The sequence below is a fragment of the Leuconostoc carnosum genome, assembly GCF_007954525.1.
Lineage (GTDB): Bacteria > Bacillota > Bacilli > Lactobacillales > Lactobacillaceae > Leuconostoc > Leuconostoc carnosum.
In genome coordinates this window covers 1,476,241-1,502,981 of the sequence record NZ_CP042374.1, presented here as the reverse complement: position 1 = coordinate 1,502,981, position 26,741 = coordinate 1,476,241, and the positions used below count along the sequence as shown (strand labels likewise).

General features: G+C 38.1%; 26 protein-coding genes. 1 reads left to right on the top strand and 25 read right to left on the bottom strand.

The features are described 5' to 3' along the window. Window positions 1-38 precede the first annotated feature (38 nt). From ftsZ to FGL89_RS07450, 11 genes are all read right to left on the bottom strand, one after another. Entirely contained in the window at window positions 39-1,349 is a 1,311-nt protein-coding gene (ftsZ, locus tag FGL89_RS07500; protein WP_014974586.1) for a cell division protein FtsZ, read from the bottom strand. 21 nt (window positions 1,350-1,370) lie between these two features. Beyond that, entirely contained in the window at window positions 1,371-2,714 is a 1,344-nt protein-coding gene (gene ftsA / locus FGL89_RS07495) for a cell division protein FtsA (protein ID WP_014974587.1), read from the bottom strand. A 98-nt stretch (window positions 2,715-2,812) separates the two neighbouring features. Beyond that, entirely contained in the window at window positions 2,813-3,556 is a 744-nt protein-coding gene (locus tag FGL89_RS07490) for a cell division protein FtsQ/DivIB (RefSeq protein WP_147000479.1), read from the bottom strand. Window positions 3,557-3,562: 6 nt separating this feature from the next. Beyond that, the gene (gene murG, locus FGL89_RS07485) at window positions 3,563-4,672 is read right to left on the bottom strand and encodes an undecaprenyldiphospho-muramoylpentapeptide beta-N-acetylglucosaminyltransferase (RefSeq protein WP_014974589.1); all 1,110 of its coding nucleotides are present in this window, start codon (window positions 4,670-4,672) and stop codon (window positions 3,563-3,565) included. A 1-nt stretch (window position 4,673) separates the two neighbouring features. Continuing rightward, complete coding sequence (murD, locus tag FGL89_RS07480; RefSeq protein WP_014974590.1) at window positions 4,674-6,020, bottom strand: UDP-N-acetylmuramoyl-L-alanine--D-glutamate ligase; 1,347 nt, start codon at window positions 6,018-6,020, stop codon at window positions 4,674-4,676. A gap of 46 nt (window positions 6,021-6,066) precedes the next feature. Beyond that, on the bottom strand, window positions 6,067-7,020 hold the full coding sequence (gene mraY, locus FGL89_RS07475; RefSeq protein WP_014974591.1) for a phospho-N-acetylmuramoyl-pentapeptide-transferase: 954 nt from the start codon (window positions 7,018-7,020) through the stop codon (window positions 6,067-6,069). Window positions 7,021-7,034: 14 nt separating this feature from the next. Beyond that, window positions 7,035-9,215, bottom strand: coding sequence for a PASTA domain-containing penicillin-binding protein (locus FGL89_RS07470; RefSeq protein ID WP_014974592.1), 2,181 nt, complete (start codon window positions 9,213-9,215; stop codon window positions 7,035-7,037). A gap of 2 nt (window positions 9,216-9,217) precedes the next feature. Beyond that, a complete protein-coding gene (locus tag FGL89_RS07465; RefSeq protein ID WP_014974593.1) occupies window positions 9,218-9,586 on the bottom strand; it encodes a septum formation initiator family protein in 369 nt (122 codons plus the stop codon). An 18-nt stretch (window positions 9,587-9,604) separates the two neighbouring features. Next, window positions 9,605-10,546, bottom strand: coding sequence for a 16S rRNA (cytosine(1402)-N(4))-methyltransferase RsmH (gene rsmH, locus FGL89_RS07460; RefSeq protein WP_014974594.1), 942 nt, complete (start codon window positions 10,544-10,546; stop codon window positions 9,605-9,607). A gap of 19 nt (window positions 10,547-10,565) precedes the next feature. After that, window positions 10,566-10,997: a division/cell wall cluster transcriptional repressor MraZ gene (gene mraZ / locus FGL89_RS07455; protein WP_014974595.1), complete on the bottom strand. Its 432-nt coding sequence runs from the start codon at window positions 10,995-10,997 to the stop codon at window positions 10,566-10,568. 149 nt (window positions 10,998-11,146) lie between these two features. Then, a complete protein-coding gene (locus FGL89_RS07450) occupies window positions 11,147-11,488 on the bottom strand; it encodes a hypothetical protein (protein WP_014974596.1) in 342 nt (113 codons plus the stop codon). 156 nt (window positions 11,489-11,644) lie between these two features. Here FGL89_RS07450 and FGL89_RS07445 point away from each other — a divergent pair, with 156 nt between their 5' ends. After that, a complete protein-coding gene (locus tag FGL89_RS07445) occupies window positions 11,645-11,851 on the top strand; it encodes a DUF4044 domain-containing protein (RefSeq protein WP_014974597.1) in 207 nt (68 codons plus the stop codon). 37 nt (window positions 11,852-11,888) lie between these two features. On the opposite strand, the gene FGL89_RS07440 is transcribed toward FGL89_RS07445, so the two are convergent. From FGL89_RS07440 to clpX, 14 genes are all read right to left on the bottom strand, one after another. Continuing rightward, the gene (locus tag FGL89_RS07440) at window positions 11,889-13,589 is read right to left on the bottom strand and encodes a DAK2 domain-containing protein (protein ID WP_014974598.1); all 1,701 of its coding nucleotides are present in this window, start codon (window positions 13,587-13,589) and stop codon (window positions 11,889-11,891) included. Window positions 13,590-13,596: 7 nt separating this feature from the next. After that, window positions 13,597-13,956, bottom strand: a complete 360-nt coding sequence (locus FGL89_RS07435) for an Asp23/Gls24 family envelope stress response protein (RefSeq protein ID WP_014974599.1) — start codon at window positions 13,954-13,956, stop codon at window positions 13,597-13,599. Window positions 13,957-14,153: 197 nt separating this feature from the next. Next, complete coding sequence (rpmB, locus tag FGL89_RS07430; RefSeq protein WP_014974600.1) at window positions 14,154-14,354, bottom strand: 50S ribosomal protein L28; 201 nt, start codon at window positions 14,352-14,354, stop codon at window positions 14,154-14,156. Window positions 14,355-14,442: 88 nt separating this feature from the next. Then, on the bottom strand, window positions 14,443-14,757 hold the full coding sequence (gene trxA, locus FGL89_RS07425) for a thioredoxin (RefSeq protein ID WP_014974601.1): 315 nt from the start codon (window positions 14,755-14,757) through the stop codon (window positions 14,443-14,445). A 38-nt stretch (window positions 14,758-14,795) separates the two neighbouring features. Further along, window positions 14,796-15,440 carry a thiamine diphosphokinase gene (locus FGL89_RS07420; RefSeq protein WP_014974602.1) on the bottom strand — a complete coding sequence of 215 codons (645 nt, stop codon included), beginning with the start codon at window positions 15,438-15,440 and terminating at the stop codon, window positions 14,796-14,798. Next, window positions 15,440-16,096, bottom strand: a complete 657-nt coding sequence (gene rpe / locus FGL89_RS07415; RefSeq protein WP_014974603.1) for a ribulose-phosphate 3-epimerase — start codon at window positions 16,094-16,096, stop codon at window positions 15,440-15,442. Before rpe ends, FGL89_RS07420 begins: the two co-directional genes overlap by 1 nt. An 18-nt stretch (window positions 16,097-16,114) precedes the next feature. Continuing rightward, window positions 16,115-17,020 carry a ribosome small subunit-dependent GTPase A gene (gene rsgA, locus FGL89_RS07410; protein WP_014974604.1) on the bottom strand — a complete coding sequence of 302 codons (906 nt, stop codon included), beginning with the start codon at window positions 17,018-17,020 and terminating at the stop codon, window positions 16,115-16,117. A 119-nt stretch (window positions 17,021-17,139) separates the two neighbouring features. Continuing rightward, entirely contained in the window at window positions 17,140-19,074 is a 1,935-nt protein-coding gene (gene pknB, locus FGL89_RS07405) for a Stk1 family PASTA domain-containing Ser/Thr kinase (RefSeq protein ID WP_014974605.1), read from the bottom strand. Window positions 19,075-19,076: 2 nt separating this feature from the next. Then, window positions 19,077-19,823, bottom strand: a complete 747-nt coding sequence (locus FGL89_RS07400; RefSeq protein ID WP_041773160.1) for a protein phosphatase 2C domain-containing protein — start codon at window positions 19,821-19,823, stop codon at window positions 19,077-19,079. Window positions 19,824-19,884: 61 nt separating this feature from the next. Continuing rightward, window positions 19,885-21,228, bottom strand: coding sequence for a 16S rRNA (cytosine(967)-C(5))-methyltransferase RsmB (gene rsmB, locus FGL89_RS07395; protein ID WP_014974607.1), 1,344 nt, complete (start codon window positions 21,226-21,228; stop codon window positions 19,885-19,887). Then, window positions 21,221-22,189, bottom strand: coding sequence for a methionyl-tRNA formyltransferase (fmt, locus tag FGL89_RS07390; protein ID WP_014974608.1), 969 nt, complete (start codon window positions 22,187-22,189; stop codon window positions 21,221-21,223). The genes rsmB and fmt overlap by 8 nt, the downstream gene beginning before the upstream one ends. A 139-nt stretch (window positions 22,190-22,328) precedes the next feature. Beyond that, window positions 22,329-24,746, bottom strand: a complete 2,418-nt coding sequence (gene priA / locus FGL89_RS07385) for a primosomal protein N' (RefSeq protein WP_014974609.1) — start codon at window positions 24,744-24,746, stop codon at window positions 22,329-22,331. A gap of 106 nt (window positions 24,747-24,852) precedes the next feature. Then, on the bottom strand, window positions 24,853-25,437 hold the full coding sequence (yihA, locus tag FGL89_RS07380) for a ribosome biogenesis GTP-binding protein YihA/YsxC (RefSeq protein ID WP_014974610.1): 585 nt from the start codon (window positions 25,435-25,437) through the stop codon (window positions 24,853-24,855). Beyond that, window positions 25,437-26,687, bottom strand: a complete 1,251-nt coding sequence (clpX, locus tag FGL89_RS07375) for an ATP-dependent Clp protease ATP-binding subunit ClpX (RefSeq protein WP_014974611.1) — start codon at window positions 26,685-26,687, stop codon at window positions 25,437-25,439. The genes yihA and clpX overlap by 1 nt, the downstream gene beginning before the upstream one ends. Window positions 26,688-26,741 lie beyond the last annotated feature (54 nt).

The following is a 26,741-nucleotide window of genomic DNA, read 5'->3' as shown; positions in this document are numbered from 1 at the left end:
AGAATATAAAGTTACGCTACCTGATAGACATTCTCTTATTAACGTTTCTTGAAAAATGGTGGTTGATCGTTGTCATCATCATTACTTGAGAAATCAACTGTTTCAGAATTTGATGTTGGTGTGTTAAATACATCAAACGATTGTTTTTGTACACCATCAAATCGGTCTTCTTCAGCAAAGGCATCTTTTGAACTACCACTAATATTCCAATCAGCAAATGGGTCATTTTGCTTTTGTGCTGAATTTGATTTAACAGCCTCTGTATTAATCTTATCAAACATTGCGTTATTATTTGATGGTTGTGCTGGCATCTTATCATTGGTTGGTATACCAAATACCTTAGCAGCATTAGCTTTAGGTGTAGCCGCCTTGTTTGCTGCATTATCACCACCGATATTTTGTAGACCAGTTGCAATAACTGTAACGCGAATTGAATCACCTAAATCTTCATCAATTGATGTACCAAAAATAACGTTAACCTCACGGCCAGCTTCTTGTGCAATAACCTCAGAAGCAGTTTGTGCTTCAAATAATGACATATCTAAGCCACCAGTAATATTTAACAACACATCCTCAGCACCAGACATATCAACTTCGAGCAAAGGTGATGAAATTGCTTGTTTTGTAGCATCTGCAGCACGTGTTTCACCACTAGCTTGTCCGACACCCATTAATGCTGGTCCAGCATCTTGCATCACTGTCTTCACATCAGCAAAATCCAAGTTAATAAATCCAGGATTGGTAATCAATTCTGAAATACCACGAACACCTTGTGCCACAACTTCATCGACAACTTTGAAAGCTTCTGACAAAGGCGTACGTAAATCAATACGATCTTTTAAGCGTTCGTTTGTAATGACGATTAATGAATCGACAGATTCTGATAATGCTTGTAACCCTTCAGCAGCAAATCGGCCACGTTTTGGCCCTTCCCATTTAAATGGACGGGTTACCACCGCAACGGTTAGCGCACCCTGTTCTTTTGCGATACGAGCAACAACAGGGGCAGCACCGTTACCGGTACCACCACCCATACCAGCAGTAATCACAACCATATCAGCACCAGAAATTGCTGATGCAATATCTTCAGATGATTCTTCGGCAGCTTTTGTACCGCGTTCTGGATTAGATCCGGCACCTAGACCACCTGTCAGTTTAGGGCCAATTTGAATCTTAATATCCGCTTTTGACTTATCTAAGGCTTGTACATCAGTGTTGGCAACGATAAATTCAACACCGCTAACACCTTCTTCAATCATATGGTTAACAGCGTTTGAACCACCACCACCAACACCAATAACTTTAATGATTGCTCCAGACTCCTGAGCGTCATCTATTGAAAAATCCATGAGTTATCTCCTTAACTATTGTTAATCTTCAGTAAATAAATTCTTGACTGCTTGTACTAAACGACTGAAAAATCCTCTTCGAGGTGTAACATCAACATCTGCACTATAATTATAGTTATCAAACTGTTCAGTTGTCGATTCTGGTACTTCTACATACTCGCGAACTTCACCGCCAACCGGTTGTATATCTATATCATCCCGTCGAGTCATAATTGCTTGCTTGATGATTTGTTGCGTCATACTTTCACGTGACACAAAAATAGCATAAGACAAAGCTCGTGTATACGATGGATGACGTAAGCCAATTTGATCTGGGACAAACAGCCGTACATTTTCGCCAAGAATTGTCTTAGCAAAATCTACCATCCGCGGCAAAGCAGCATTACCTCCAGTTAGAACAAAACCACCCGGCATATTTAATGCATTTACTGCAGCTAAATGTTCAAATGAACGCTTGTATATTTGTTCTAAACGAGCCGATATAATTTCCGACAAATAACGTTCATCAACAGTTTTTGGTGCACTATCTCCAACTACTTCGACTAAAAATTCATTATCAGCATTTGCTTGTGTTGGGTCAGCATATCCGTAGTCCCGTTTAATTTTTTCAGCATGTGAATAAGATGTACTCAAAACAGTTGAAATATCTTTGGTTATACTATCTCCACCTTCAAGATCAACATAATTAAACTTTAATTTACGATCATGCATTACTGACGTTGTAGTTTGTCCGCCACCTAAATCAATTAAGACTGTACCAAAGTCTTGCTCACCATCATTTAAAATATTAGTCCCCATAGCTAGTGGTGACAAAACGAATTCGCGCAAGGACAGACCTGCTTTTTGGATAGCCATTCGTGTATTATCAAGTATTTTACTAGGAACGGTATACGCTGTTCCCTGCATTTCAAGACGCACACCAATCATTTCATGTGGATCTTTAATACCATCAAAACCATCAACGCTAAACTCTTCTGCGATTAAATCGACCACATCCCGATCAGAAGGTAAATTATGAGACAATGCTTGTTTAGTAACATTTTTCACATCATCATAAGTAATACGTTTATTTTGATTAGCAATTGACACTAATCCTTCAACACGGACCATTTCAATTTTATTCGCCGGAATACCTGCAACCACTTCGTGAATTTGAAAATTAGCTTTTTCTTGTGCCTGGTCTATTGCTGCTCGAATTGCACTGGCAGTGGCATCAATATCAACAATAACACCTTGACGCAAACCACGAGATGGTGCGTTTCCTGCACCAATGACATTGAACTGATTACTAGCTGTTTGCGCAATGACAACTTTGATAGATGTTGTGCCGATATCTAATCCTACCGTCACGCCTGAATTATTCATGCGTCGTGCCCCTTTATAAATTTATTTTTAATAAAACATACCCAATAATAATAATATCATAAATGAGGGCTGTTTCGCCACCAATTATAGCTACTGCTTCACTTGCTTTTTTTACTCTTTGATGCTGGTGTGTTATTTTGCGAACCATATGCATAAGAATACGCACCAAATTGTAAATCTATAACACCTTTTTTAGGCATTTGAGCCACAATACCTGGATAAAAACTGATCTTTTTACCAAATGTATCTAACGTAGCATAAACCATATTACCATCGTTCATAACCACTTCTAAGCGTTTATGATTATCTTTATTCGGTGAAAAAATAATTTGACTAATATTTTGGCGTAGTGTTAATTCTAACACAACAAACTGCTGACCGACTATTTGAATGTCTTTTTCAGATTTAAATCCTGAATATGTGGGTGCATCACCATTTGGCTTACCCACTTTATTTAGTTTACCTTGCCGATTAATAACGAACCACTGCCCTTTTTTTTGGACATAGCCGGCTTTTATTTTTTCAACAACATCAATGATAACTTGATCATTGTGGAGTGTTACTGTTGCCGCATCAATACGTTTATCCTGTTGAATAATATGATGTGCAATAAATGCCGTCTGCCCAGCAACACGCCAATATGGCGTATGCTTTTCCACATTAGCATATTTTTTCACTTGTTGTTCAGATAATTGCAGCGTATTAACTTGAACCTCGTTGATTTTACGCCATGGTTGTAAGAACAATAAAATAATGATAATGAAGACGATAAAAGCCGCTAGACTTATCCAAAGTTTTAGCGGGTGCTTTTTTGATTTTTGATTATTAGTCGCCACACCCAATATCTTTTAAACCTTCTTTTCTGCAATAGCATCTAAAATGATACTGTATAATCGATCACCAGCATCTGGCATGCCAATCTTCGTTGTTTGTGCTGCCATCTTTTCACTAACCGATTCATCTAACAACAATATATCAGCCGCTGCCATTAAACTTTGTCCAGTTAATTCTGGTTCACTAATAACCACGGCTGCTCCAGCATCCACTAAACTTTGAGCATTCTTTGTTTGATGATCACCTGTCACATAAGGACTTGGTATTAAAATAGAAGGAATGCCCAAAGCAGTAATTTCTGCGATAGATGTAGCACCAGCACGTGAAACAATGGCCGCAGTTTGAACCAAAACTTCCGGCATGTTATCAATGTACGGCACAATACGAACATTATCTGCTGCTGCAATATTTTTTTCTTTTAGCTTATTTAGTACATTGTCATATCGCTTTGGTCCAGTCACAATAACAACTTGATAAGATCGCTCATTAAATTGATCAATGGCAGCAATCACAGCTAAATTAATTGCCGGTGCCCCTTGTGAACCACCAAAAATTAATAAAGTTGGCTTATCATCACGTAATCCAAGCGTTTGCCATGAAAAGTCAGACTTAATATGTGCAACCTGTTGTGCACGTGGATTGCCGACAAGCACCGCTTTACCTGCGGGAAACTGTGATTTAGCTACGTCGAAAGCCACACCAATCTTACTAGCACCCCGTGCTAAAAATTTATTAGTCATTCCTGCAACAGAATTTTGTTCGTGAATAACTGTTGGAATGTGCATCCTTTGTGCAGCGTAAACAACCGCCCCAGCAACGTAACCACCGGTACCAACCACAACATCTGGTTTGAAATCTTTGATAATTTGTTTAGACACCTTAACAGCTTTTAAAAACAAATTAACTGTTTTAATATTATCTAATGATAATGACCGCTTAAAACCCTGAACAGTAAGTTTTTTGAATGGCATGCCCGTTGCCGGTACAATACTTGATTCAACACCACGTTCTGATCCAACGTACAAAAATTCAACATCAGAATCATGCTGTTTAATGACTTCAGCTAATGCCAAAGCAGGATAAATGTGTCCACCAGTTCCACCACCTGATAAAATTACTCGCATATTATAGCCTCAATACTTTCTTCAACTCGGCAACATATTTGTCACCACGTTCTTCAAAACTTTGATACTGATCCCAACTAGCAGCCGCTGGTGATAATAAGACAACGTCACCAGATTCAGCTAATTGCAATGCGACTGGCACAGCATGTTCAGCGTCTAAAACTGTGATAATCGGCTTATGGGCTTCACGTGCTAATGCTACAATCTTTTGTTGTGTTTCACCAAAAGCGATCACCACCTTGACGTGTTTTAAATTAGGCAACAATCGCATTAGATCATCACCACGGTCCAAGCCACCGCCAAGCCAAATCGTAGGTTGTTCAAAACTATTCAATGCTGTTTGTGTTGCTTCAATATCTGTAGCTTTTGAATCATTATAAAATTGGATACCATTATTGGTAAATAAATATTGCAAACGATGTGGCACACCACCAAATATTTTTAGCACCTGTTTAATTGCTTGATCACCTACACCAGCTAATTTTGCCACAGTAGTTGCTGCTAGGATATTTTCCAAATTATGAGGTCCTACCAGTTTGATTGCCGTTAATGCCATCAAATGGTTATCATCAATAATCAAATCTTGACCATCAGTACTGCTGATAGATCCAATTGTCTTACGAGAAAATGTCATGACTTGTGCACGTGTTTTAGCTGCAAACGAATTTGTATCTTGACCATCAGCATTTAAAACCAACATCTGATTTGATGACTGATTCTTGGTGATTTGAAATTTAGCAGCCACATAATTTTCTCGCGTACCATGATAATCTAGGTGATTAGCAAAAATGTTAGTAATTAAGGCAATATCGGGTTGGATATCGGGCAACCCCATCAATTGGAAACTCGATAACTCAAGCAACAGTGTATCATCTGCACTCAAATCATCAACAACTTCACTTACTGGTGTACCAATATTACCAGCTGTTATTACCGACTGACCATCGGCAATCAACATATCTCTAATCAACGATGTTGTCGTTGTCTTACCGTTAGACCCTGTCACTGTTATCAAACGCCCATGAAATGAGCTCAGTGCGACTTCAACCTCACTCAAAACAGGAATATCTAATGATTGCGCTTTCTCCACTAATGCTGTATCATAACGGATTCCTGGATTTTTAATCAAGTAAGCAAATGAAGCATCCAATGATTCTGGGCTATCGTGTGCAATAAAAATCACGCCTTCAGCCAATAATTGACGATATAAACTATCCTCTTGAAAATCACCGCCATTAACAACTGTGACTTTGGACCCCAAAGCAACAAGACGTTTTGCCGCCGCTTTTCCAGAGCGTGCCCAACCAAATACCATCACTTTTTTATTGTTAAAATCTTGTGTCTTCATAATATCCTTATTTCTAAAATTTTATGTACACGGCAAAGCCGTTTAATTAATTCATATAGAAAATGCCAGCTACTGCTAAAATTGCTGATAAAATCCAAAATAGTGTATCAATTTGCCATTCACTCCACCCAAATTTTTCAAATGAGTGATGGATAGGCGCCATAGGGAAAATGCGTTTGTGCCAAAAATGATACCCGACAGTTTGTATAATAACAGATAAAGTTTCTATCACGAAGATTAATCCAAACCAAACCAATGAAAATGGGATACCAAGTAGAATAGATTCAATAGCTAAACCCGCACCTAATGCTAAGGATCCTGTATCACCCATGAAAATTTTAGCTTTTGGTTTATTGAAAACCAAGAAGCCAACCAAAGACCCAATAACAGCGAAATTAAATATTACAATTGCTTGATTATGCATATTCATCGCCAATATAGTATAAGCTGAATAAACAATTATGCTATTACCAGTCAACAAACCATCTAATCCATCTGTTAAATTTGTGGCATTAGACCAACCAACTAGCCAGAACCAAAGGAAGATGAAATAAAAAATGCCCAAGTGGTAAGTGCCTAACATCGGAATGTACAATGTAAATGGAAAATGTGATAACCACATAATTAGCATAATGGCTAGCGCACTTAATGTTTGAGCGACTAGCTTTGGCTTAAAAGTAAAACCATCATCTGCATGGCGAATGAGTTTCAAAGCATCATCAATACCACCAATTGCAGCATAAGCCAGAAAAGCTAACACTGGTGTTAACATTAGCAAAAATTGGTGAGCTACCAAACTTCCGATTAGTGCACTTAATGCAGCGGCAAAAACAAACAATACGCCACCCATGCTTGGTGTACCAGCCTTTGCTTGATGGTCTGGGCCAAGCTTTCTGATAACTGCTTGCTCCTTAGACTGTTTTAAAAATTTGATGACCGCCGGCATAAAAATTACCGTGACAACAAATGCGCGAGCAAACGCCCATAAATTTTCAGACATATTCTTTCCTTACTTTATTTTTTCTCTTTTAATGTGATGCCCACCTGGCTATTTTTAACCACGAGTTGATCTTTAGCTATACTCTGAGCTGTTACGAATCCTGATCCTGACCAGGTTAATTGAAAACCAACCTGATGAGCAAAGACTTGTGCTTCTGATAAACTCCAGCCAGTCATATCTGGCAAATGTGTATTACCTTTAGCATTCAAAATAACAAGTTGGTTAGTCAAAGATTTTTGGTCTGGTCTTAATGACTGCGCTGTCACTTTCCCTGATGAGCCAACTAGAGCTGTTCGAAATCCTGCTTTATTTAAGGTATCAGTTGCGTCCTTAACCGATTGTCCCGTAACATCTGGCACAGTCTGTTTTGTTGTCTTTGATTTTACCGCACTATCACTATTATTCAAAGCCTGAAGCATTAAAGGTTGAAAAACCTTGTTCATTGTCGTTTGAATGGTAGGGTCTGGGAAAATTTGTGGTTGTTTAACAGCAAGATAAAAGATATATTTAGGATTTTTTTCAGGTGCTAAAACCATCACAGAATGTATTGCATTGTTTAAGCCTTGTAAATATTGACCATTCTCAGATACCTGTGCTGTTCCCGTCTTAGCCGCAATTTGTATACCTGATTGACGTAAATCAAATTCTTTTGCAGTACCATCATCTTTATTTACAACATCAATCATATAACGCCGCACTTGTTTAGCTGTACTTGCTTTAATTGGATTAGCAACGTTGGTTGTTTTCCCTTGTTCAACCACGGCACCAGTGGCCGGATTGACGACCTTATCAACAAAATAAGGTTTGACCTCTTGACCATCATTGGCAATAGCTGAGTAAGCTTGCATCATCTGCAAGGTAGTTGTACTGATACCCTGGCCATACGCCGTGTTGGCTTGGTCAATAGGATATGTAAATGATATGTCTCCACGTTCTTCACCATTCAAACCAGATTCAGTCGGTTGCAAAAATCTGAATTTTTCAAGATATTTACGCCAGGTTGTTGCCCCCATTTTCTGCTCTGTTTTTGCAAAAGCAACGTTGGATGAACGCCAAAATCCTTCACGATACGTCAACATACCTTGATCTTGTCCAAAAGCATCGACTACCTTCTTACCATCAATTAACAATGTACCAGATTGATAGGTATCATTAGGTCGCCACTGACCTTGATCTATGGCGGCCGCTAAAGTGATGCCTTTCATTGTCGAACCTGGTTCAAAAGCACCTTGACTCAGTAAATTTGTCCATAATTTTGGGGAAATAGGTTTGCTATTCGGATTAAAGTTTGGTCGCTGTGTTGCAGCAACAACTCGCCCCGTTTTCGCTTCCATAATTGCAGCTACGGCAAACTTAGGTTTCGTTGTTTTGGATAATTCGTCCATTCGTGTCTCAAGCGTATTTTGTAATGATTCGTCTAAAGTTAGATAAACATCGTCACCATTTTTTACAGTCTTACTCTCTTGAACATTCTCTGTTTGACCATCATATTTTTTAACCCCGTTTTGACCGGCAAGTACAGAATTTTTTGCCGCCTCAATCCCCATAAAGCCAACTTGTGCGGATTCACTAGGATCGTTCCCTTCATTTGTCCTCATTGCACCGATGAGATGAGAAGCTGTTGCACCTTCAGGATATGTTCGTGCTTGTCGTGGAATAAAGTTAACGCCGGGTAAATCAAGTGCCTTAATCTTTTTATATTGTTCAATACTTAAATTTTTACTTGCTTGACCCTTAGTGGATATAAATTCAACTTGATAAGCATCTTTATTAAGGCGCTTCAATATTTCCTTACGACTCATATTAATAACTTTACTTAATTTATCAGCCGTTAAGTCTTTATCAATCACATGCCCTGAGCCATTAACATATTTACCAGTTTTACTATCCTTAACGCGCGCAACTTTTTTACTTAAAACAGCGTACATATCGTAAACAGTTGTATTTTCTGCTAAAACCTGTCCATTACTATCATAGATTTTACCACGAGTAGCTGCGACAGTTTGCTTAGCCATGAAAGCTTGTCGTGTAGCTGCATTTAAATTATGACCATCTACTGAGCCACTAGCTATGACAAAAAGACGCACGCCAAGGCCTAAAATTGCAAGTAATGTTGCACCTAACAACACACCGCCAAAAATTCTGGCGTTCTTTGCAACTTTTTTATTTGGTATCCGTCTAATTTTATTTTTCATAATTATCGATTAATATTTCTTACACTATCATCAGATAGTGTCATATTATATTTTTTAGCAACTTTATCCAAATTTTGTTTACTTGTCTGATCCTGGATATCACTGCGTAAAACGTCATTTGATTCTTTAGTGTCATCAATTTTTGATTGTAATGTATTGATACTAGTATGCGTTGCACTAATTTGGACACTAGAAAATACGACACCAATCATTAATACCATAATGACTGCTGACACAAAAGCTACCATCATCCGCTCTTTTCTTGTCCAACGTGCAGCTTGGTACCTAACACGTGTTGCTGTTTTTGGATTTGTTTGTCTGATCGGTAACGCTTCAGCAGATGTTGAATATTGGTATGCATTTTGTGCCATGACTATAACTCCTATTATTTATTTTCTTTCAATGCCTCGTAACTTAGCAGATTCCGATCTGCGGTTAAGGCTCATTTCTTTATCACTCGGTACAATTGGTTTCCGAGTTAATAATGTATAGTCTGGTTCAAATTGTCCAGGTAATACAGGTAATCCAGGTGGCAAATCAGGTGCCGATGCTTTTTCACGAAACATTTGTTTCACTAAACGATCTTCTAGCGACTGAAACGTAATAACACTAATACGCCCATGCTGTGCCAATAAATCAATAGCCTGTGTCAGTGAATCTTCTAATGCACCTAATTCGTCGTTGACAGCCACACGCAATGCTTGAAATGTTCGTTTTGCGGGATGCCCACCTTTACGACGAGCTGGTGCTGGTATTGCCTCTTTAATAATATCGACTAATTCAAATGTTGTATCAATTGGTCCTTTTTCTCGATGTTGTTCAATTTTACGTGCAATTTGTTTTGGAAAACGATCTTCTCCATAACGACTCAGGACCCGCATTAACTCATGAAATGACCAATCATTGACAATTGTTTTCGCTGTCAAACTTTGACGTTGATCCATACGCATATCGAGCTCTGCATCGTAATTGTAACTAAATCCACGTTGCCCATCATCAAATTGTACTGAGCTAACACCCAAATCGTAAACAATACCATCCACCGCGGACACATCGAATTCAGCTAGCGCTGATGTTAATGTTCTGAAATTTTGATGAATCAATACCAGCTTGCCTTGCGCGATTTCATCAGCATACTGTTCTTGATTATATTGAATAGCTATATCATCTTGGTCAAAACTATACAATGTTCCTGTAGTTAAATGACTTAAAATCAGTCCAGTGTGACCACCACCACCAAGTGTCGCATCAACATAGATACCATTTGGTTTAATGTCAAGCAAAGCAATAGCTTCATGCAACAGCACTGTGATGTGTTCAAATTCTACCATTAATATATATCTCCTTCGATTAGAACTCGAAATCAACTAGTCCCTCTGCAATATCATCAAAATTATTTGCGGTTTCTGATGTATACTCGTCCCAATTATCATCACTCCAAATTTCGAAGGCGTCGCCCGCTCCTGTGACTGTAACAGCTTTATTCAAACCAGCATACTCTTTTAAGTTCACTGGAATCACAATTCGTCCCTGCTTATCTGTTTCAGCTTCAATGGCACCAGCCATTACAAAACGTTTAAATTGACGCGCTTCTTTTTTACCTAATGGTAATTGATTTAATTGTGCTTCTAATTTTTCCCAAACAGGCATTGGCATGGCACGTAAAGCGTGCTCCATCCAACGCGTAACAATAAACTTGTCGCCTAACTGACTACGAAATTTAGCTGGAATAATAAGTCGCCCTTTTGTATCAAGCGTATGTGAATATTCACCCATGAACATCAGGACTACCTCCAGTAGAATTCTATATTACTAATTTACCACATTTCCCCACTTCTCTCCACCTAATTCTCATTTTGTCACACTTTAGTAAATTTTTGTACATAAAAAGCGTTGTTATTGGTTTAATAACAACGCTTTTTTTGTGGGGTTTAGTGGTAGAAAAACCCAATAACTGTGATAATCAGCAATAAAGTGGCACCAACTAGCCCGGTCCATTCCCAATACTTATGCCAAAAGGTAGTCCATTGCCATTTTCTACGCAGTAACACCCATGTAATAATTTCGCCAAACACGAACCAAATCAACATAAACCATAATATCCAACTGGTTCCAAAACGATATCCCATAGTAAAATGTAATGCAACCCACATGGGTATTGGTATAATATCTAATATTTTTATTTTAAAACGTTTCAGAGACGTCCATCTGTTCAATGCTAACCATATTAAACAGATGATTATCGTTCCCAACGGCCAAAACCACCATTGCATTATAAACACCCCATCATCTTATTATTATCTCTAATAACCATACCTAACCATAATCAAAAAGGCAAGTATTCTTTTCTAGTTACTTATGTCTTTTTGATCATTGCATAAGATGTATTTATTATGATAAAATATTTTTGAATACTATTGAGGTGAAACATGACAAATGACAGTAATCCAAGACCTGTTAATACTAAACTACAGGCAGAAATTGACGCAAAATTAAATCAACGCAAAGTCCAAAAGATTGAACCTAAACGTCGTACGCGAATTGAAAAAATGACACTCATCATGTCATGGTTCATGGTCATTCTAATGGTAGGTGGCATGTTTTATGCCGCAGTTAATGCATTAGGTTGGATGTAAAAAAGGTGTTATTCGAAAAATCGAATAACACCTTTTTTTATTCCACAGATATCAAAAATGGATATAATGGTTGTTTACCATTATGTATTTCCACTTCTAAGTCGCTATCAATAGTCAGAATAGATTCTTCAAGTTTTTTTGCATCTTTTTCTTTGGCATCTTCACCATAAATAATAGTAACAATTTCAGAATCTTCATCTAACATCTTTTCAACAGATTCTATTGCAGTTGTTTGTAACTTGTCAGTCACTACTGCTATATTCCCATCAATAATTCCCATCCAGTCATCGTGCTTAATCTCTCGACCATCTAAGTTTGTATCGCGGACAGCTTTAGTCACTTGTGCAGATTTAACTTCAGTCAGCATGGCTGACATGTCCTTAGAGTTGATTGAAACATCCGCTTCAGGATTATAGCCCATCATGGCTGTCAAACCTTGCTGAATCGTTTTTGTTTTAACCACCTTGACAGATACATCAGCTAATTCAACTGCTTGATCAGCCGCCATGAAGATATTTGAATTATTTGGTAGAATAACCACTTGTTTGGCACCACTAGCATTAATAGCTTCGACAATGTCAGCAGTCGACGGGTTCATTGTTTGACCACCAGAAATAACAGTATGCACACCCAAACTCTTAAATAGTTCAGCTACACCCTCTCCCGCTGCGATCGTAATCACTGCTGTATTAACTACTGTTGTGACGTTAGGTATTACCTTGGTAGCTTGAACGGCTTCGGTACGTTGTTCATCAATCACGGCTTGCTGTTGATCACGCATATTATCAACTTTAACTTTAACCAATGAACCAAAATGAGTTCCCCAAGATAACACTTCACCAGGATTTTCTGTATGAACATGCACTTTAACAATCTCATCATCGTTAATAACCAGTAGTGAATCACCTAAACCAGCTAAATGTTGATAAAAATGATCATAATCAAACTTTTGATCATAAGTTGTCCCTTGACCAATTTGCACCATAATTTCTGTACAATAGCCATACTCAATATCATTCGGATCTAGATTACTGTTTGCTTGCGCACCAGCATGAAGCTCTTTCACCATTTGATCTAGCTCAGCATTATCTGGTGCTTTAATATCTTCTTCACTGAAGTCGCCACTTAAAACTTGGTAGAATGCCTGTAGCACAAAAACTAATCCTTGCCCACCAGAGTCAACCACGCCAACTTCTTTTAACACAGGTAATAGATCCGGAGTTGATGCTAACGCACTGTGTGCTGCATCATTAATTTCACGCATAAGTTCGACTAAATCATCGGTTTCGTCAGCCACTTGATTTGCTTTAGCAGCAGCTTCACGAATAACTGTCAAAATTGTGCCCTCTGTTGGCTTCATAACAGACTTATAAGCAACCTGCGCCCCAGACATTAATGCATCAGCTAAATCTCGGGCATTAAGTGTTTCCTTATCTTCTACTGCATTAGAAAATCCACGAAAGATTTGAGACAAAATAACACCTGAATTACCACGCGCACCCATTAAAAGTCCCTTTGATGTTGCTTTTGCAAGTGCACCAATATGTGTATCTAGTGCATCACGTTCATATTGCGCACCGCTTGCCATCGATAAACTCATATTGGTACCTGTATCACCATCAGGTACTGGAAAAACATTCAATTTATTTATTTTATCTGCATTAGCTGCTAATGATGCAGCTGCAGCATTAATCATTTTACCAAACTCAACATTGGTAATAGTCGTCATTTTATCCATGATACTCCTAGTCCATAACGCGAACGCCTTGGACAATCACGTTAACTTCTGCTGCGTGAATACCTAGTAATGCGTCGAGATTATATTTCACTTTTCTTTGAACTGATTTTGAAATTTCGGATAGTTTAGTTCCGTACTGAACAACTAAGTAAACATCTACACCAACACCACTATCTTCTTGATGGACAACGACACCTTTAGCGTAATTTTCACGATTCAAAATCTGATTCATGCCATCACGGAATGTCGCTTTAGAAGCCATACCTACCACACCAGGATTTTCAATGGCAGAGCCACCAACAATCGTTGCGATCACATCATTTTCAATTGTAATATCGCCACTCTTTGTTTTAATTATAATTGCCATAGTACTAGACACAAGCTTAATCGAACACAAGCTTGCATATTTCCTCCTTAAAAAGGTTTGCTTTACCTATTTTAACATATTTCAGTAATGAACACGTTCAGTTCATACTAAAATAAAAAACCACCAAAAAAGGTGGTCGTTTTATATTTATCATACTTCACTAACCAAATAAATACGATTAGAAACGTATTTAAAGATTAAACGCGTTCAATAGAACCGTTCTTTAATCCGGCCTTTAACGTACGTGCTGTCAAATAAACTTTCTTTGCAGTAGCACCGTTAATCTTAACAGTCACTTTTTGCAAGTTTGGTTTCCAGCTACGACGACTTGAATTCAACGCGTGTGAACGTTGGTTACCAAAACGTGTACGTGCGCCTGTAATAACATCTTTTGCCATGTTCGACCCTCCTTTTCGAGCCATTTGTTTTTAAGGACTCTTTCTACAACATTAGTAAATTTTACCAGAATTTAAATACTTTGGCAAGTTATTTCGCATATTTTGCTAAAATATCTGCCAATTGTGCTTTATTATGAAATCCAGTCAAACGCTCAACCACTTCTCCATCTTTTTGGATAAGTAATGTTGGAATAGCACGAATGCCAAACTCTGATGGCATTTCTTGATTTTCATCAACATCCATCTTAACAAATTTAACATGATCAATTTCATCTGATAGCGCTTCTAAAACTGGTGATTGCATACGGCATGGGCCACACCAAGTTGCCCAAAAATCAGTAATGCTGACCCCTTGCGCTGTTTCTTGCTTAAACGTTGCATCTTCTATTGTCTTTACTGTCATGATTTTATCTCCTCAGATTTATCATTAGCTCGATCTATTTATGCATTATCTTTTGTTTGTGTAACCATGATGATGCCAGTATCAAAACTAATATGCACTACTGGTCCAATAAATTCGTTTGATGACCACATTTTGCTGACATTTTTTGTCAGCTGTAATGGGTATTTCCCATCGATGATTTTAAAATTTTCAACATTATTAAGCGGCATGAATCCCAAGTACTTTGTATCTTTAATTTTAGTAATAGTCTTTTGACCGGGCTGAACATAACTCACAATATTCTTACTATCAACAAATTGTATGCGTTCTACAATATGGTTAAAAGTTTCATCAGCCATCAACCATAGATTGCTAAGCAAATGATCTATTCGCCCACCCGTGGCACCAAAAACTTTAATAATGTCAGGATCTTGTTCTTGAGCATATAACAAGGCAAGCTCCGTATCTGTTTCATCTTTCTCAGCTTTAACATGCACAATTTGATTTGATTTCAAATGTGTTTCTAAAATTTCTAGTTCGTCATCTTCTAACGAATCAAAGTCGCCGACTGCCATTAACATAGGAATATGATGTTGATATAAGCGCCAAGCACCTCGATCTGCACCAATCCATATACCTGGTTCTTCAAATAATTTTTGCGGCCATAATTCTGTTGGGCCGCCTGCTAAAATATTAATCTGCATTATTTTGTCAAGTCTTTCAATGCTGCAATTTTACTTGCTGGGTCGACTTTGTCGTACACATATGAGCCTGCCACGAAAACGTTTGCTCCAGCTTCATATGCAGATGCAATAGTATCACCGTTAATACCACCGTCAACCTCAATATCAAAATGATAGCCCAATTCTTCACGGAGTGCCTTTAATTGCACAATTTTATTCAGTGTAGAAGGCAAGAACTTTTGGCCACCAAAACCAGGATTAACTGTCATAACCAAAACTTGATCAACCATGTCCAAAACAGATTCAATAGCCAAAACCGGTGTTCCTGGATTAATAACTACCTCAGCTTTAACGCCTTTATTCTTGATCATCTGTAGTGCACGATGTATATGTGGTGTAGCTTCAACATGCACACCAATAATGTCAGCTCCTGCATCAGCAAACTCATTAACAATTTTTTCTGGATTTTGTACCATCAAATGCACATCTAAAATCATATTAGTTTCTGGGCGTAATTGCTTGACCCAATTGGGTCCATATGAAATTGATGGCACAAAAGTGCCATCCATAACATCGATATGCAAATATTTTGCGCCTGCTGCCTCAACTAACTTAACATCTCGTTCTAAATTTGTGTAATCCGCACTTAAAATTGATGGTGCAATAATTCCTGACATGATACTCTTCTTTCTTAATTAAAAATTCCGGTTATCGGTACTATACTTTGGCTTTTGCGACTTAATTAATTCGTAGAATGCCTTATAGCTATTATACCGTGATTGCGCAATATCGCCAACCGTTACGCTTTCTTTGACAGCACATCCAGGTTCATTAAGATGCAAGCATCCCCGGAAACGGCATTGATTACGAATATCCGCCAACTCAGGAAAATAATCATCTAAATCTTCTACAGGAAAATCGAACACTTCATAAGAGGAAAAACCCGGTGTATCAGCAATCAGTGCCCCCTCAACATCAATTAAAGTGACCTGGCGTGTCGTATGTTTCCCACGACTCAGCGCTTTGGATACAATGCCTGTCTCGAGACCTAATGCTGGAGATAAGTGGTTTAGCAGTGTGGACTTCCCAGCACCAGTTTGTCCCATAAACACCGATACCTGATCTTTAAGATAAACTTTTAAATCTGTCCAAGATACCTCTGGCGATTCTGGATTAAATAGCATGACTCGATAGCCAATCTTTTCATATTGTTCTGCTACTTTTTTTGCCTGTTCTAATTCAATAGAATCTAGTAAATCAACCTTAGTGAAATAGATTAATGGTGTTACATGAGCTGCTTCAAGCGCTACTAACTGACGATCGAGTAAGTTCGGTGCAAAGTTTGGTTCTTTAAGTGCTGTAACAATTACTGCAACATCAATATTTGCTATCGGTGGTCGCACTAAAGCATTCACGCGGTCGTGTATTTTCCAAATCAATCCTTCGTCATTTTCACTTTCAAAATCAACAAAATCACCAACTAATGGTTTTTGTCCTGATTTTCGAAATTCACCACGTGCACGCGCACGTTGAATATCGCTGTTTTCAATTTGTATATCATAATAACCGCTTAGCGATCGAATAATGCGTCCTGTTTTCATATTTTAATTGTAACAAAAAAATAATCTGTTTAATAGATTAACCTGAAGCATGACTATCAATATCTTTTTATAATAAAAAAGCTAGGTTATCGAAGTACCTAGCTTTAATAAAAAATTATTTACGATCCACTGTCACTGTCTTCATCACTTGAGTCATTATTTGAAGATGAATTTGAATCACTACTTGAATCATTGCTCGATTTACTACTACTTGATGATGACTCGCTGGACGAATCTGAATCACCACTGTCGGAACTTTTTGATGATTCTTGAGGGCCTTGCGAGATGGTGATCAATAATACGATATCTTTAGTAATACTTGATCCACCGCGAATAGACTGACTAATCACTCGTCCTTTTTTGGTTTTACTATCATATTGGGTATTAAAATTAACCACAATATCATATCGATTAGCCCAATTTTGCACTTGTTCTTGTGTAGATTTATCAGTGAAATCAGGAACTACAATCTTCACGGCACCAGTTGATACGGTAAAACTGACATTTGTTGATGTGGGATCTACTTTATCATTGGCATCAATTGATTGTTCAATAATCTTGCCTTCTGCTATACTATCCGAAGCACTTTCTTGTTTAGTGATGCTATAGCCTTGTGCACGTAGCTGAGCAGCAATAACAGCATAATCAGATCCCACATAATCACCAAATCGAACCTTGGCATGCCCAGAAGACACGATAAGATTAACCGCATCTCCCTTTTTAGCCTCTAACCCATTTTTTGGTGTTGAGCGCACAACATTTCCTTTAGCAATTGTTTTTGAAGTTGTTGAACTCACGCTTCCCACAGTCAACCCAACTTTTTTAATTCTATTTTCGGCATTATTTTGAGTTAGATTTCTAACATCTGGTACACTCACTCGGCTTGATTGATAATTCAAGAAAATCATAACAGCTGCACCAATAATTAACAAAAATAATAATACCCATCGCCATTTTGAACGATCACGAAATTTAATGCCATTGTCACGTAGCACATGACGAACATAATTCGGTGTACGATCGACCATATTGGCAATGTCTTTAATGGCATAATCTTTTTTACCATATTCAACAATAATGTCTTGAACGGATGGTTCAGAAGACGTTTCATCTGGTAAATTTTTATCAGATGAAACACCCGTTTTTAATTGATCTTGAATCTGAGCCATTGGGATGATTCGCGTATCATCATTTGTTTCAGACATCGGTGTAAAGCGTTCTTCATTAGAACGTCGTGGTGATAGTGCTGTTTTTAAATCGTCGGACATCGATGTCGCACTAATATAACGATCTTGAGGTCGCTTAGATGTTGCTTTTAAAATCACATTTTCCAGCGCTTGTGGAATTCTAGGATCGAAGTCTCTTGCTGATGGCATTTCCGCAGTCGCGTGCTTTAAAGCTACTGCTACTGCTGTATCGCCTTCGAATGGCACCTGCTTGGTCAACATTTCATACAGCATGACACCCAGAGCATAAATATCAGATTTAGGTGAGGCGACACCACCACGTGTCTGCTCTGGTGACAAGTAATGTACTGAACCAATCACAGTATGCGTTTGTGTGATATTTTTACTATCTTTAGCAACAGCGATACCAAAATCTGTAATTTTAACCTGTGTTTGATCATTAATCAAAATATTTTGCGGTTTTAGATCACGATGAATAATGTTAGCATTGTGTGCTGCTTGAACAGCGCTAAGAATTTGAAGCATAATATCAACAACCTGTTGATATGGAATTGGAAAATGGTCGGCAATAAAAGATTTTAAATCTGTTCCCTCAACATACTCCATGACAAGATATTGTGACCCTTCATACTCACCTGTATCATAAATTTGAACGATGTTGTCATGGACTAATTCTGTGGCGGCAACAGCTTCGTGATGAAAACGTTTAACGACATCAGCATCGTCTTTCATATCTAGACGCATCATCTTAAAAGTTACCTGACGCTTTAGAAATTGGTCAAATGCCAAATAAACATTGGCCATGCCGCCTCCGCCAAGTGATTTAATAATTTTATAACGATTATCTATCAATGTATCCGGTAACATATTTACTTTGTTTCCTTTTTATTATCGCGACTTACTAATAATGCTGTCACGTTATCAGGTGCGCCATTGGCATTAGCGACTTGGATAAGCTTACAAGCACGGTCATCTAACGATGTCGGTTCACGCATAACTTTTTTCACTTTGGTTGCCTCAACGACTTTAGGAATACCATCCGAAGTCAAAAATAGCATATCATCTGCTACAAAGTCATGCTGACTAATCTCAATATCAGCGCGACGATCGAAACCTAAAAAGCGTGTTAGACTTTTAGCATTTTCGCTATTTTGATATTTTTGATCAAAAACCTTACCCGTGCGCCACATCTCATTTTCGAGATTGTGATCAAAAGATAGCTGCGCTAACTGGTCATCATGTAATAAAAAAGCCTTGGAGTCACCTAAGTTACCAATAACGACTTGATCATCAAATAAAACAGCCAAAACAAATGTTGTTGCCATCTTTTTTAGGTCGTCAAACCGTTTTCCAGCTTGTAAAATGGCGTCATTTTCCAACGACGTCATTTTTCTTAACCAATCATTGATTGGTGCAATTGTTTCAATTGTTGTTTTTGTCCAAGCATTACCAAAATGCTCTACAGCCATGGCACTAGCAACATCACCACCTTCAGTTGATGTCACACCATCTGCTACCATGACCATAACACGTCCTACTTGGTTAGTAAAAGCCCCAACGTAGTCTTGATTTTCGCTACGTCGCGCGCCTGGATCAGTATAAAAAGCTACTTGCATATAATTATTTTTAACCATTACATTTATTTTTTAATAATAAACACGATCTAACAGAAAATATTTATTTTTTTCGGAGTGTAGCCACGAAAAAACCGTCCGTATGGTAATCATTTGGATACACATGCAACACGTCTTCTGATCGATCTGCTTTTAAATTGTAAACTGTCTGTGTTGGCACAAGTTCAAATTCTGGATGTGTGTTTACAAACTTTGTCACAACATCGTCATTTTCTTGACGTAGAATTGTACATGTACTGTAAACTATCATACCATTATCGGCTAAGCTTTTGCTAACTGAGTCTAGTATCTCTAATTGTAAACGTGATAAATTTTGTACATCTTCTAATGTTTTATCATACCTAATCTCAGGCTTGCGACGTAATAAACCAAAACCAGAACATGGTGCATCTACCAAAATACGATCAAATTTTGTCTCTATTTTTTCATGCACTTGTCGTGCATCCAAAATACGTGCATCAATTTTACCATCAACATGTAGCCTTTTAGCATTGTTTTCAATTAATTTTATTTTATGCGCGTGAACATCAAGTGCTGTAATTTTGGCATCATCCGCAATATATTGTGCTATTTGAGTTGCTTTTCCCCCTGGTGCTGCAGCGGCATCTAAAACTTGTTTAACATCTGCCGTCAGTTGCATACTTTCTACAGGAAGCATAGCACTTTCATCTTGAATAGTTAATAAACCATCATGGTAAGCCTTTGAACTGGCGACATGCCCACCAGATACGACATAAGCATGCGCTGCTACAACTGACTTAATAGCTGTGAATCCTTCTGTTTCTAAACTCGTCACCACATCTTCATCAGTCGCTAATAACGTATTAACTCTTATTGATTGGCTCGGTGCGTCGTTAATAGATTCAATCATCTCACGTGTAGCTATCTCACCATTTTGTTTAATTAATTCTTGAATAAGCCACGTAGGTAAACTTGCTTCTATAGATAAACGGTTAATTGGATCCTCTATCTGCGCTATATCACGTAATCCTTGACGTTGAATGTTATGTAGAATTGCTGTAACAAATTTACCTGTTCCCACGTGCCCTAAAATTTTTGCAGCTTCAATTGATTCGTTAAAAACCGCGTGCTGTGGTACTTTATCCAGATATTCCATCTGAAAAAGCGCTGTATAAAGTAATTCACGAACCCATGGATTAATCTTCTTTCCACCAATAAATGGTTCTAACCAATATTCAAAAGTCAATCGATGTTGGATAACACCATAAACTAATGTAGTCAGCAATCGTTTATCGGCCTCATTTAATTTATGTTGATTAATCACTTGATTAAGTTGTAAGTTGGAATAAGCGCCATTTTTAATCTTAGCTAACGTTTGTACTGCAAGTACACGTGGATTATCACTATAAACACGTTTATCACTCATTAATTGGCTCCTCTGCCCATATATCACCATTTTGCAACTGTCCACCAATACCATTCAGATAAGCATTAATCGCCATCTCAGATTTACCAGCTGGCTGTAGCCTATCAATACGAAGTACTGTCTGATTAGCTGCTGCAATTTTTAGATTTTTTTTAGATTTTTCAACCACACGACCAGGTTCAAGCATTGTTACTTCATCAAGTGGCGTCACTTGAATGAGTTTAATACGTTGTCCGCCAACACGAACATATGCTGGATGTGTTGGATACAGACCGCGCACATGCCAATCTAGTTGCTGGGCTGTTTCTGCATTAAAGTTCAAATTTTGTAATTGATGCGGAATATTTGGAGAAAATGTTACTTTGTCTTCATCCTGTTGAACAGGTGAAATATCACCTGATGCAATTTTAGGTAGCTGTGTCAATACCAAATCCCGACCAATAAGACTTAGCTTTTCAAACATTGTGCCAACATTATCTATTGATGTAATTGGTACTTTAACAACAGCAATCACATCCCCAGCATCCATCTTTTTAACCATATACATCAAAGAAACACCTGTTTCTTGATCACCATTCATAATTGCGTAATGTACAGGTGCACCACCACGATATTTTGGTAACAATGAGGCGTGTGTGTTTACGGCAGCTATTTTAGCTGCATTTAATAATTTTGTTGGTAAAAACTGGCCAAAAGCAGCAGTCACAATAAAATCAGGTGCCATATCGATCACTTGCTGCATTTCATCAGATCCACTAATTTTTTCAGGCTGTAAGACTTTTAAACCATGCGCCAAAGCCGCTACTTTCACTGGACTTGGTGTCAGCAGATGTTTGCGACCTTGTGGTCGATCCGGCTGTGTCACCACAGCCTTAAGATCGTACCTGTCATCAGCCATTAACCCTTCCAAGATTGGCACGGCAAATTGTGGGGTGCCCATTAATACAATTGAAAATGTCATGGTCTTTCCTCTTTCTACTTAGCAACTAACACATCATTATGTTGTCCAACATTAATAAAATATGATATCACTAAAAAATACTCGTTCAACCGAGCATTTAACTCTATTTATTATAACATAGAATATTGTCATGGATTTGTCACATAAAGGAGACTGGTTCACGATCAATACTTAACTTGAAGCCATCTTTAGCTTTTTGTGACCGATCTTGTAATTCTTGTAAGTGTTCATCCATTGCATCACGTTGTTTGAACTTTAAAATAATTTGAAAATAATAACGATTTCGCATTTTTGCAATTGGTTTAGGAGAAGGTCCTAGAATAATGATGTCACTGCCGGCTTGCTTTTTTAACCAACGAGCAATTTGTAACATCTGTTTGGCTGCTTCATTTTCATCAGCGTGGCTCGCTTGAATTTGAACTGTGTAATAGTATGGTGCATAATTACCTGCATGACGCACTGCCATTTCTTGGCGATAGAACCCTTCATAATCGTGATGCTTGGCATAGGCAATTGCATAATGCTCTGGATTAAAAGTTTGCACAAGGACTTCACCAGCTTTTTGTGCCCGACCAGCACGACCACTAACCTGGGTAATGAGCTGAAAAGTTCGTTCACTAGCATGAAAATCAGGTAGACCGAGTGCTGTATCTGCATTCAAAACGCCAACCAAGGTAACATCAGGAAAATCTAATCCTTTGGCAATCATCTGTGTACCTAACAAAATATCTGCTTGATGATCACCAAATTTTTGCAACAATTTATCCATACTGCCCTTTTTACGAGTAGTATCTTGATCCATGCGTAAAACACGTGCCCCAGGTAACCACTCTGCTAATTCTTGTTCCACTTTTTCAGTACCCGTCCCATAATAACGAATCCTTTTGGACCCACAATTCGCACATATTGTCGGTATTGGTTCTTCATGACCACAATAGTGACATTTCAAAGTATGTGAATCCATGTGTAGTGTCATGGCTAAATTACAATTTGGATCTCTAGGCACAAACCCACAATCACGACACATGACAAAACTTGAAAACCCACGTCGATTTAACATGAGTACAGATTGCTCGCCCTTATGAAGCCGATCTAAAAGTTTCTCTTTTAGTTGATCAGAAAAAATTGTTTCTGGACCGTTAACTAAAGTTTCTTTCATATCAATAATCTCAACAGCAGGTAATTGTGCTTTTCCTGCACGTTGGGTTAATCTTAGTAATGTATAAATACCACGTTGCGCACGCGCACGGCTTTCCAGAGACGGCGTTGCAGATCCTAAAATAACTGGGATTTGATAGTATTCACCACGCCAAAGCGCAACATCACGCGCATTATACCGAGGATTGTCTGTCTGCTTATAAGCTACTTCATGTTCTTCATCGACGATAATTAAGCCAATATTATCCAATGGTGCAAAAACAGCCGATCGTGCACCAACGACAATTTTAACGTCACCGCGTTCTATCCGTCGCCACTCATCATATCTTTCGCCATCTGATAAGCCAGAATGTAATACTGCTGTTTGCGCACCAAAACGAGATTTTACACGTCGCACCATTTGCGGTGTTAAAGCAATTTCAGGTACCAAAAATAAAACTGTTCGCCCTTGTTTGAAAACATGCTGAGCAGCTTGTAAATAGACTTCGGTTTTTCCAGAACCCGTGATGCCTTCAAGTAAAAAGGATTGAAACCGACCACTATCAAACGTGCCAGTGATCTGCTCATAAGCATTTCTCTGCTCATCATTTAAAGGTAATGGCTCAGTAGGTGAAATATCGGTAGTCGCAAAGGGATCCCGCAACAACTCGACTTGAGTTATGTAGCACCACTTTTTTTCGACAGCTTGGCGTATCACGGCATCACTGACATCAAGTACTTCTTGCAGTTCTTTTTTGACCCAAGTTTCACCAAAATGCCCCAGAATGAAAGTCAGTAACTTGTGTTGCTGTTTGGCTGACTGCCGCAAGTTTTGCAATTCATTTTCCAAAAATTCAATATCTTCACCAAATTGATACGCACGTTGCGTTTTAATTTTGGCACGATTAGCCACAGTCACAGCAACATCAATTTTATGTTCCTGCCGTAATTTAGATAATAGGGCGATATCCTGCTCACCAAAATCTGACGCATTGTAAGTCATTTGCTCAAGACCTTTAAATAAACGATTGGCTACATCATCATCAACTTCATCTATAATTGATAATACACGTTCGTAATTGGCTTTCAAGGCATTTGGTAACATAGTTTGTAAAATTGAAATACGAAAAGCAAACGTCTCCTGCGCTAAATAATCAGATAAATTAAGTAATTCTGTGTTTAATACAGGGGTCAAATCAAGTACTTTTGTAACGAGACGTAACTGGCTTATTGGTATGTCTGTTGTTGCTCGTAATCCCACAACAAACCCCATAACGTGACGATGACCAAAAGGCACATCAACACGCATACCTGGTTGTAAAGTATTAGTCATACTTTCAGGCACAAGATAAGTGTACGGTTTGTTTGTTTGCATCGTTGGTACGTCAACGATGATTTGTGCATAGTAAAGTTCCTTCATATTATTATTATACCAAACCTGTCTAGCCCTTGAATTTATCTTACCTCAACAGATGCCACTATTAATTAAATCCACAAAAAAATCGATCAATCGACCGATTTTTTGTTTACATATGCGCCTCAATCCATTCCCATACTTGATCTTTACCATATTTTGTTTCAGATGAAAAGAATTGAAAATCACTATCTTCATCATCAAAACCTAATATGCGCTTGATATTAGCTTCATATTTATTAAATTTACTTTTTGATATTTTATCTGACTTTGTTGCCACAATCAAAATTGGAATATTATAATAATGTAACCATTCATACATTGATACATCATCTTCACTTGGATCGTGACGCGCATCAACTAAGCTCACAACGCCACGTAACTGCTTACGTGAAGTAATATACTCCTCAATCATACGACCAAATTCTTCTCGCTGTTTCTTAGAAACTTTGGCATAGCCATAACCTGGAACATCAACAAAATACAATTGATCTTCTACATTGTAAAAATTCAATGTTTGTGTTTTGCCGGGTTGTGATGAGGTACGAGCAAAATTTTTACGTTGAATTAGTGTGTTAGTCAATGAAGACTTGCCAACATTAGACCGACCTACTAGGGCAATCTCTGGCTTGCCATCCGTTGGGTATTGTGCTGCCGAAACTGCACTCATCACCATATCAACATTGTGTACATCCATTATTGAGCCGCCTTTTTCAAATGTAATTCTGGTTGCGCCTGATCAGTCACACTAGCCTTGGTAATGATAACTTTAGCTACATCGTCACGACTTGGAATATCAAACATGACGTTCTTCATCACATTTTCGATAATTGAGCGCAGTCCACGCGCACCAGTGTGACGCTTAATTGCCAGTTCAGCCATTGCTTCTAATGCATCTGGTTGAAATGATAATTCGACATCATCAAGCCCTAATAACGCTGTATATTGCTTAATCAAAGCGTTTTTAGGTTCAGTAAGTATACGTGTTAAATCTTCTACCGTTAACTCATCAAGTACCGTGACAATAGGCAATCGACCAATAAATTCTGGAATTAAGCCAAACTTGGTCATATCTTCTGGTTGCACGTGCTCTAAAATATTTTCAGAATTCAAAGCAACAGCATTTTCATTTGCATCAGAACCGAAGCCAATTACACGTTCGCCCAAGCGTTCTTTGATAATCGTATCAATACCGGCAAAGGCACCACCAACAATGAACAAAATATTCGTTGTATCAACTGCAATTAATTCTTGTTGTGGATGCTTACGTCCACCTTGTGGTGGTACACTAGCAGTTGTGCCTTCCAACATTTTCAATAACGCTTGTTGGACACCTTCACCTGAAACGTCACGAGTGATTGACACATTTTCAGATTTTTTGGCAATTTTATCAATTTCATCAACATAAATAATACCACGTTCCGCTGATTCAACATTAAAATCAGCAGCCTGCAATAACTTTAAAATAATGTTTTCTACATCTTCACCAACATATCCGGCTTCCGTCAAGGTAGTTGCATCAGCAATTGCAAACGGCACGTTCAAAATACGCGCTAAACTCTGAGCCAAATAAGTTTTACCGGATCCAGTGGGTCCAATTAAAGCAATGTTTGATTTTTGTAATTCGACATCTGTTGTTGGTGCAAAATTTTCATTAATTCGCTTATAGTGATTATAAACTGCTACAGCCAATGTTTTTTTGGCATCTTCTTGACCAATAACATAATCGTTTAACTCGTCAACAATTTGATGAGGTGTAGGTAAAGATAATACTGTAGCTGCTTGATCAGCCGTCAATTCTTCGTCAATAATATTTTGGGCCAATGTCACACATTCATTACAAATATAAACGCCATTTGGACCAGCCACAATCTTTTTTACTTCACTAGCAGACTTGCCACAAAAGCTGCAATATATTTCTTCTTCTAAACCTGGTTTTTGTGCCATTTTTTGCTTCCTTCTAATTTTTTAGTCTATCAAAGACTGTTGAAATTACATACC

Bases quoted from the DNA above. Each gene is read 5' to 3' on its own strand.
- FGL89_RS07470 (WP_014974592.1), bottom strand. From the start codon at position 9,215: ATGAAAAATAAAATTAGACGGATACCAAATAAAAAAGTTGCAAAGAAC.
- rpe (WP_014974603.1), bottom strand. From the start codon at position 16,096: ATGTCAGGAATTATTGCACCATCAATTTTAAGTGCGGATTACACAAAT.
- FGL89_RS07435 (WP_014974599.1), bottom strand. From the start codon at position 13,956: ATGGCAATTATAATTAAAACAAAGAGTGGCGATATTACAATTGAAAAT.
- rsmB (WP_014974607.1), bottom strand. From the start codon at position 21,228: ATGAGTGATAAACGTGTTTATAGTGATAATCCACGTGTACTTGCAGTA.
- murD (WP_014974590.1), bottom strand. From the start codon at position 6,020: ATGAAGACACAAGATTTTAACAATAAAAAAGTGATGGTATTTGGTTGG.
- rpmB (WP_014974600.1), bottom strand. From the start codon at position 14,354: ATGGCAAAAGATGTTATTACAGGCGCACGTACACGTTTTGGTAACCAA.
- pknB (WP_014974605.1), bottom strand. From the start codon at position 19,074: ATGTTACCGGATACATTGATAGATAATCGTTATAAAATTATTAAATCA.
- yihA (WP_014974610.1), bottom strand. From the start codon at position 25,437: ATGGATGTACACAATGTTGATATGGTGATGAGTGCAGTTTCGGCAGCA.
- trxA (WP_014974601.1), bottom strand. From the start codon at position 14,757: ATGACAGTAAAGACAATAGAAGATGCAACGTTTAAGCAAGAAACAGCG.
- FGL89_RS07420 (WP_014974602.1), bottom strand. From the start codon at position 15,440: ATGCAGATTAATATTTTAGCAGGCGGCCCAACAGAATTATGGCCGCAA.
- ftsZ (WP_014974586.1), bottom strand. From the start codon at position 1,349: ATGGATTTTTCAATAGATGACGCTCAGGAGTCTGGAGCAATCATTAAA.
- FGL89_RS07450 (WP_014974596.1), bottom strand. From the start codon at position 11,488: ATGCAATGGTGGTTTTGGCCGTTGGGAACGATAATCATCTGTTTAATA.
- mraZ (WP_014974595.1), bottom strand. From the start codon at position 10,997: ATGTTCATGGGTGAATATTCACATACGCTTGATACAAAAGGGCGACTT.
- fmt (WP_014974608.1), bottom strand. From the start codon at position 22,189: ATGACATTTTCAATTGTATTAATGGGCACCCCACAATTTGCCGTGCCA.
- clpX (WP_014974611.1), bottom strand. From the start codon at position 26,687: ATGGCACAAAAACCAGGTTTAGAAGAAGAAATATATTGCAGCTTTTGT.
- FGL89_RS07465 (WP_014974593.1), bottom strand. From the start codon at position 9,586: ATGGCACAAAATGCATACCAATATTCAACATCTGCTGAAGCGTTACCG.
- FGL89_RS07445 (WP_014974597.1), top strand. From the start codon at position 11,645: ATGACAAATGACAGTAATCCAAGACCTGTTAATACTAAACTACAGGCA.
- priA (WP_014974609.1), bottom strand. From the start codon at position 24,746: ATGAAGGAACTTTACTATGCACAAATCATCGTTGACGTACCAACGATG.
- murG (WP_014974589.1), bottom strand. From the start codon at position 4,672: ATGCGAGTAATTTTATCAGGTGGTGGAACTGGTGGACACATTTATCCT.
- FGL89_RS07400 (WP_041773160.1), bottom strand. From the start codon at position 19,823: ATGCAAGTAGCTTTTTATACTGATCCAGGCGCGCGACGTAGCGAAAAT.
- ftsA (WP_014974587.1), bottom strand. From the start codon at position 2,714: ATGAATAATTCAGGCGTGACGGTAGGATTAGATATCGGCACAACATCT.
- FGL89_RS07440 (WP_014974598.1), bottom strand. From the start codon at position 13,589: ATGGATAAAATGACGACTATTACCAATGTTGAGTTTGGTAAAATGATT.
- rsgA (WP_014974604.1), bottom strand. From the start codon at position 17,020: ATGAAAACAGGACGCATTATTCGATCGCTAAGCGGTTATTATGATATA.
- rsmH (WP_014974594.1), bottom strand. From the start codon at position 10,546: ATGGTAGAATTTGAACACATCACAGTGCTGTTGCATGAAGCTATTGCT.
- mraY (WP_014974591.1), bottom strand. From the start codon at position 7,020: ATGTCTGAAAATTTATGGGCGTTTGCTCGCGCATTTGTTGTCACGGTA.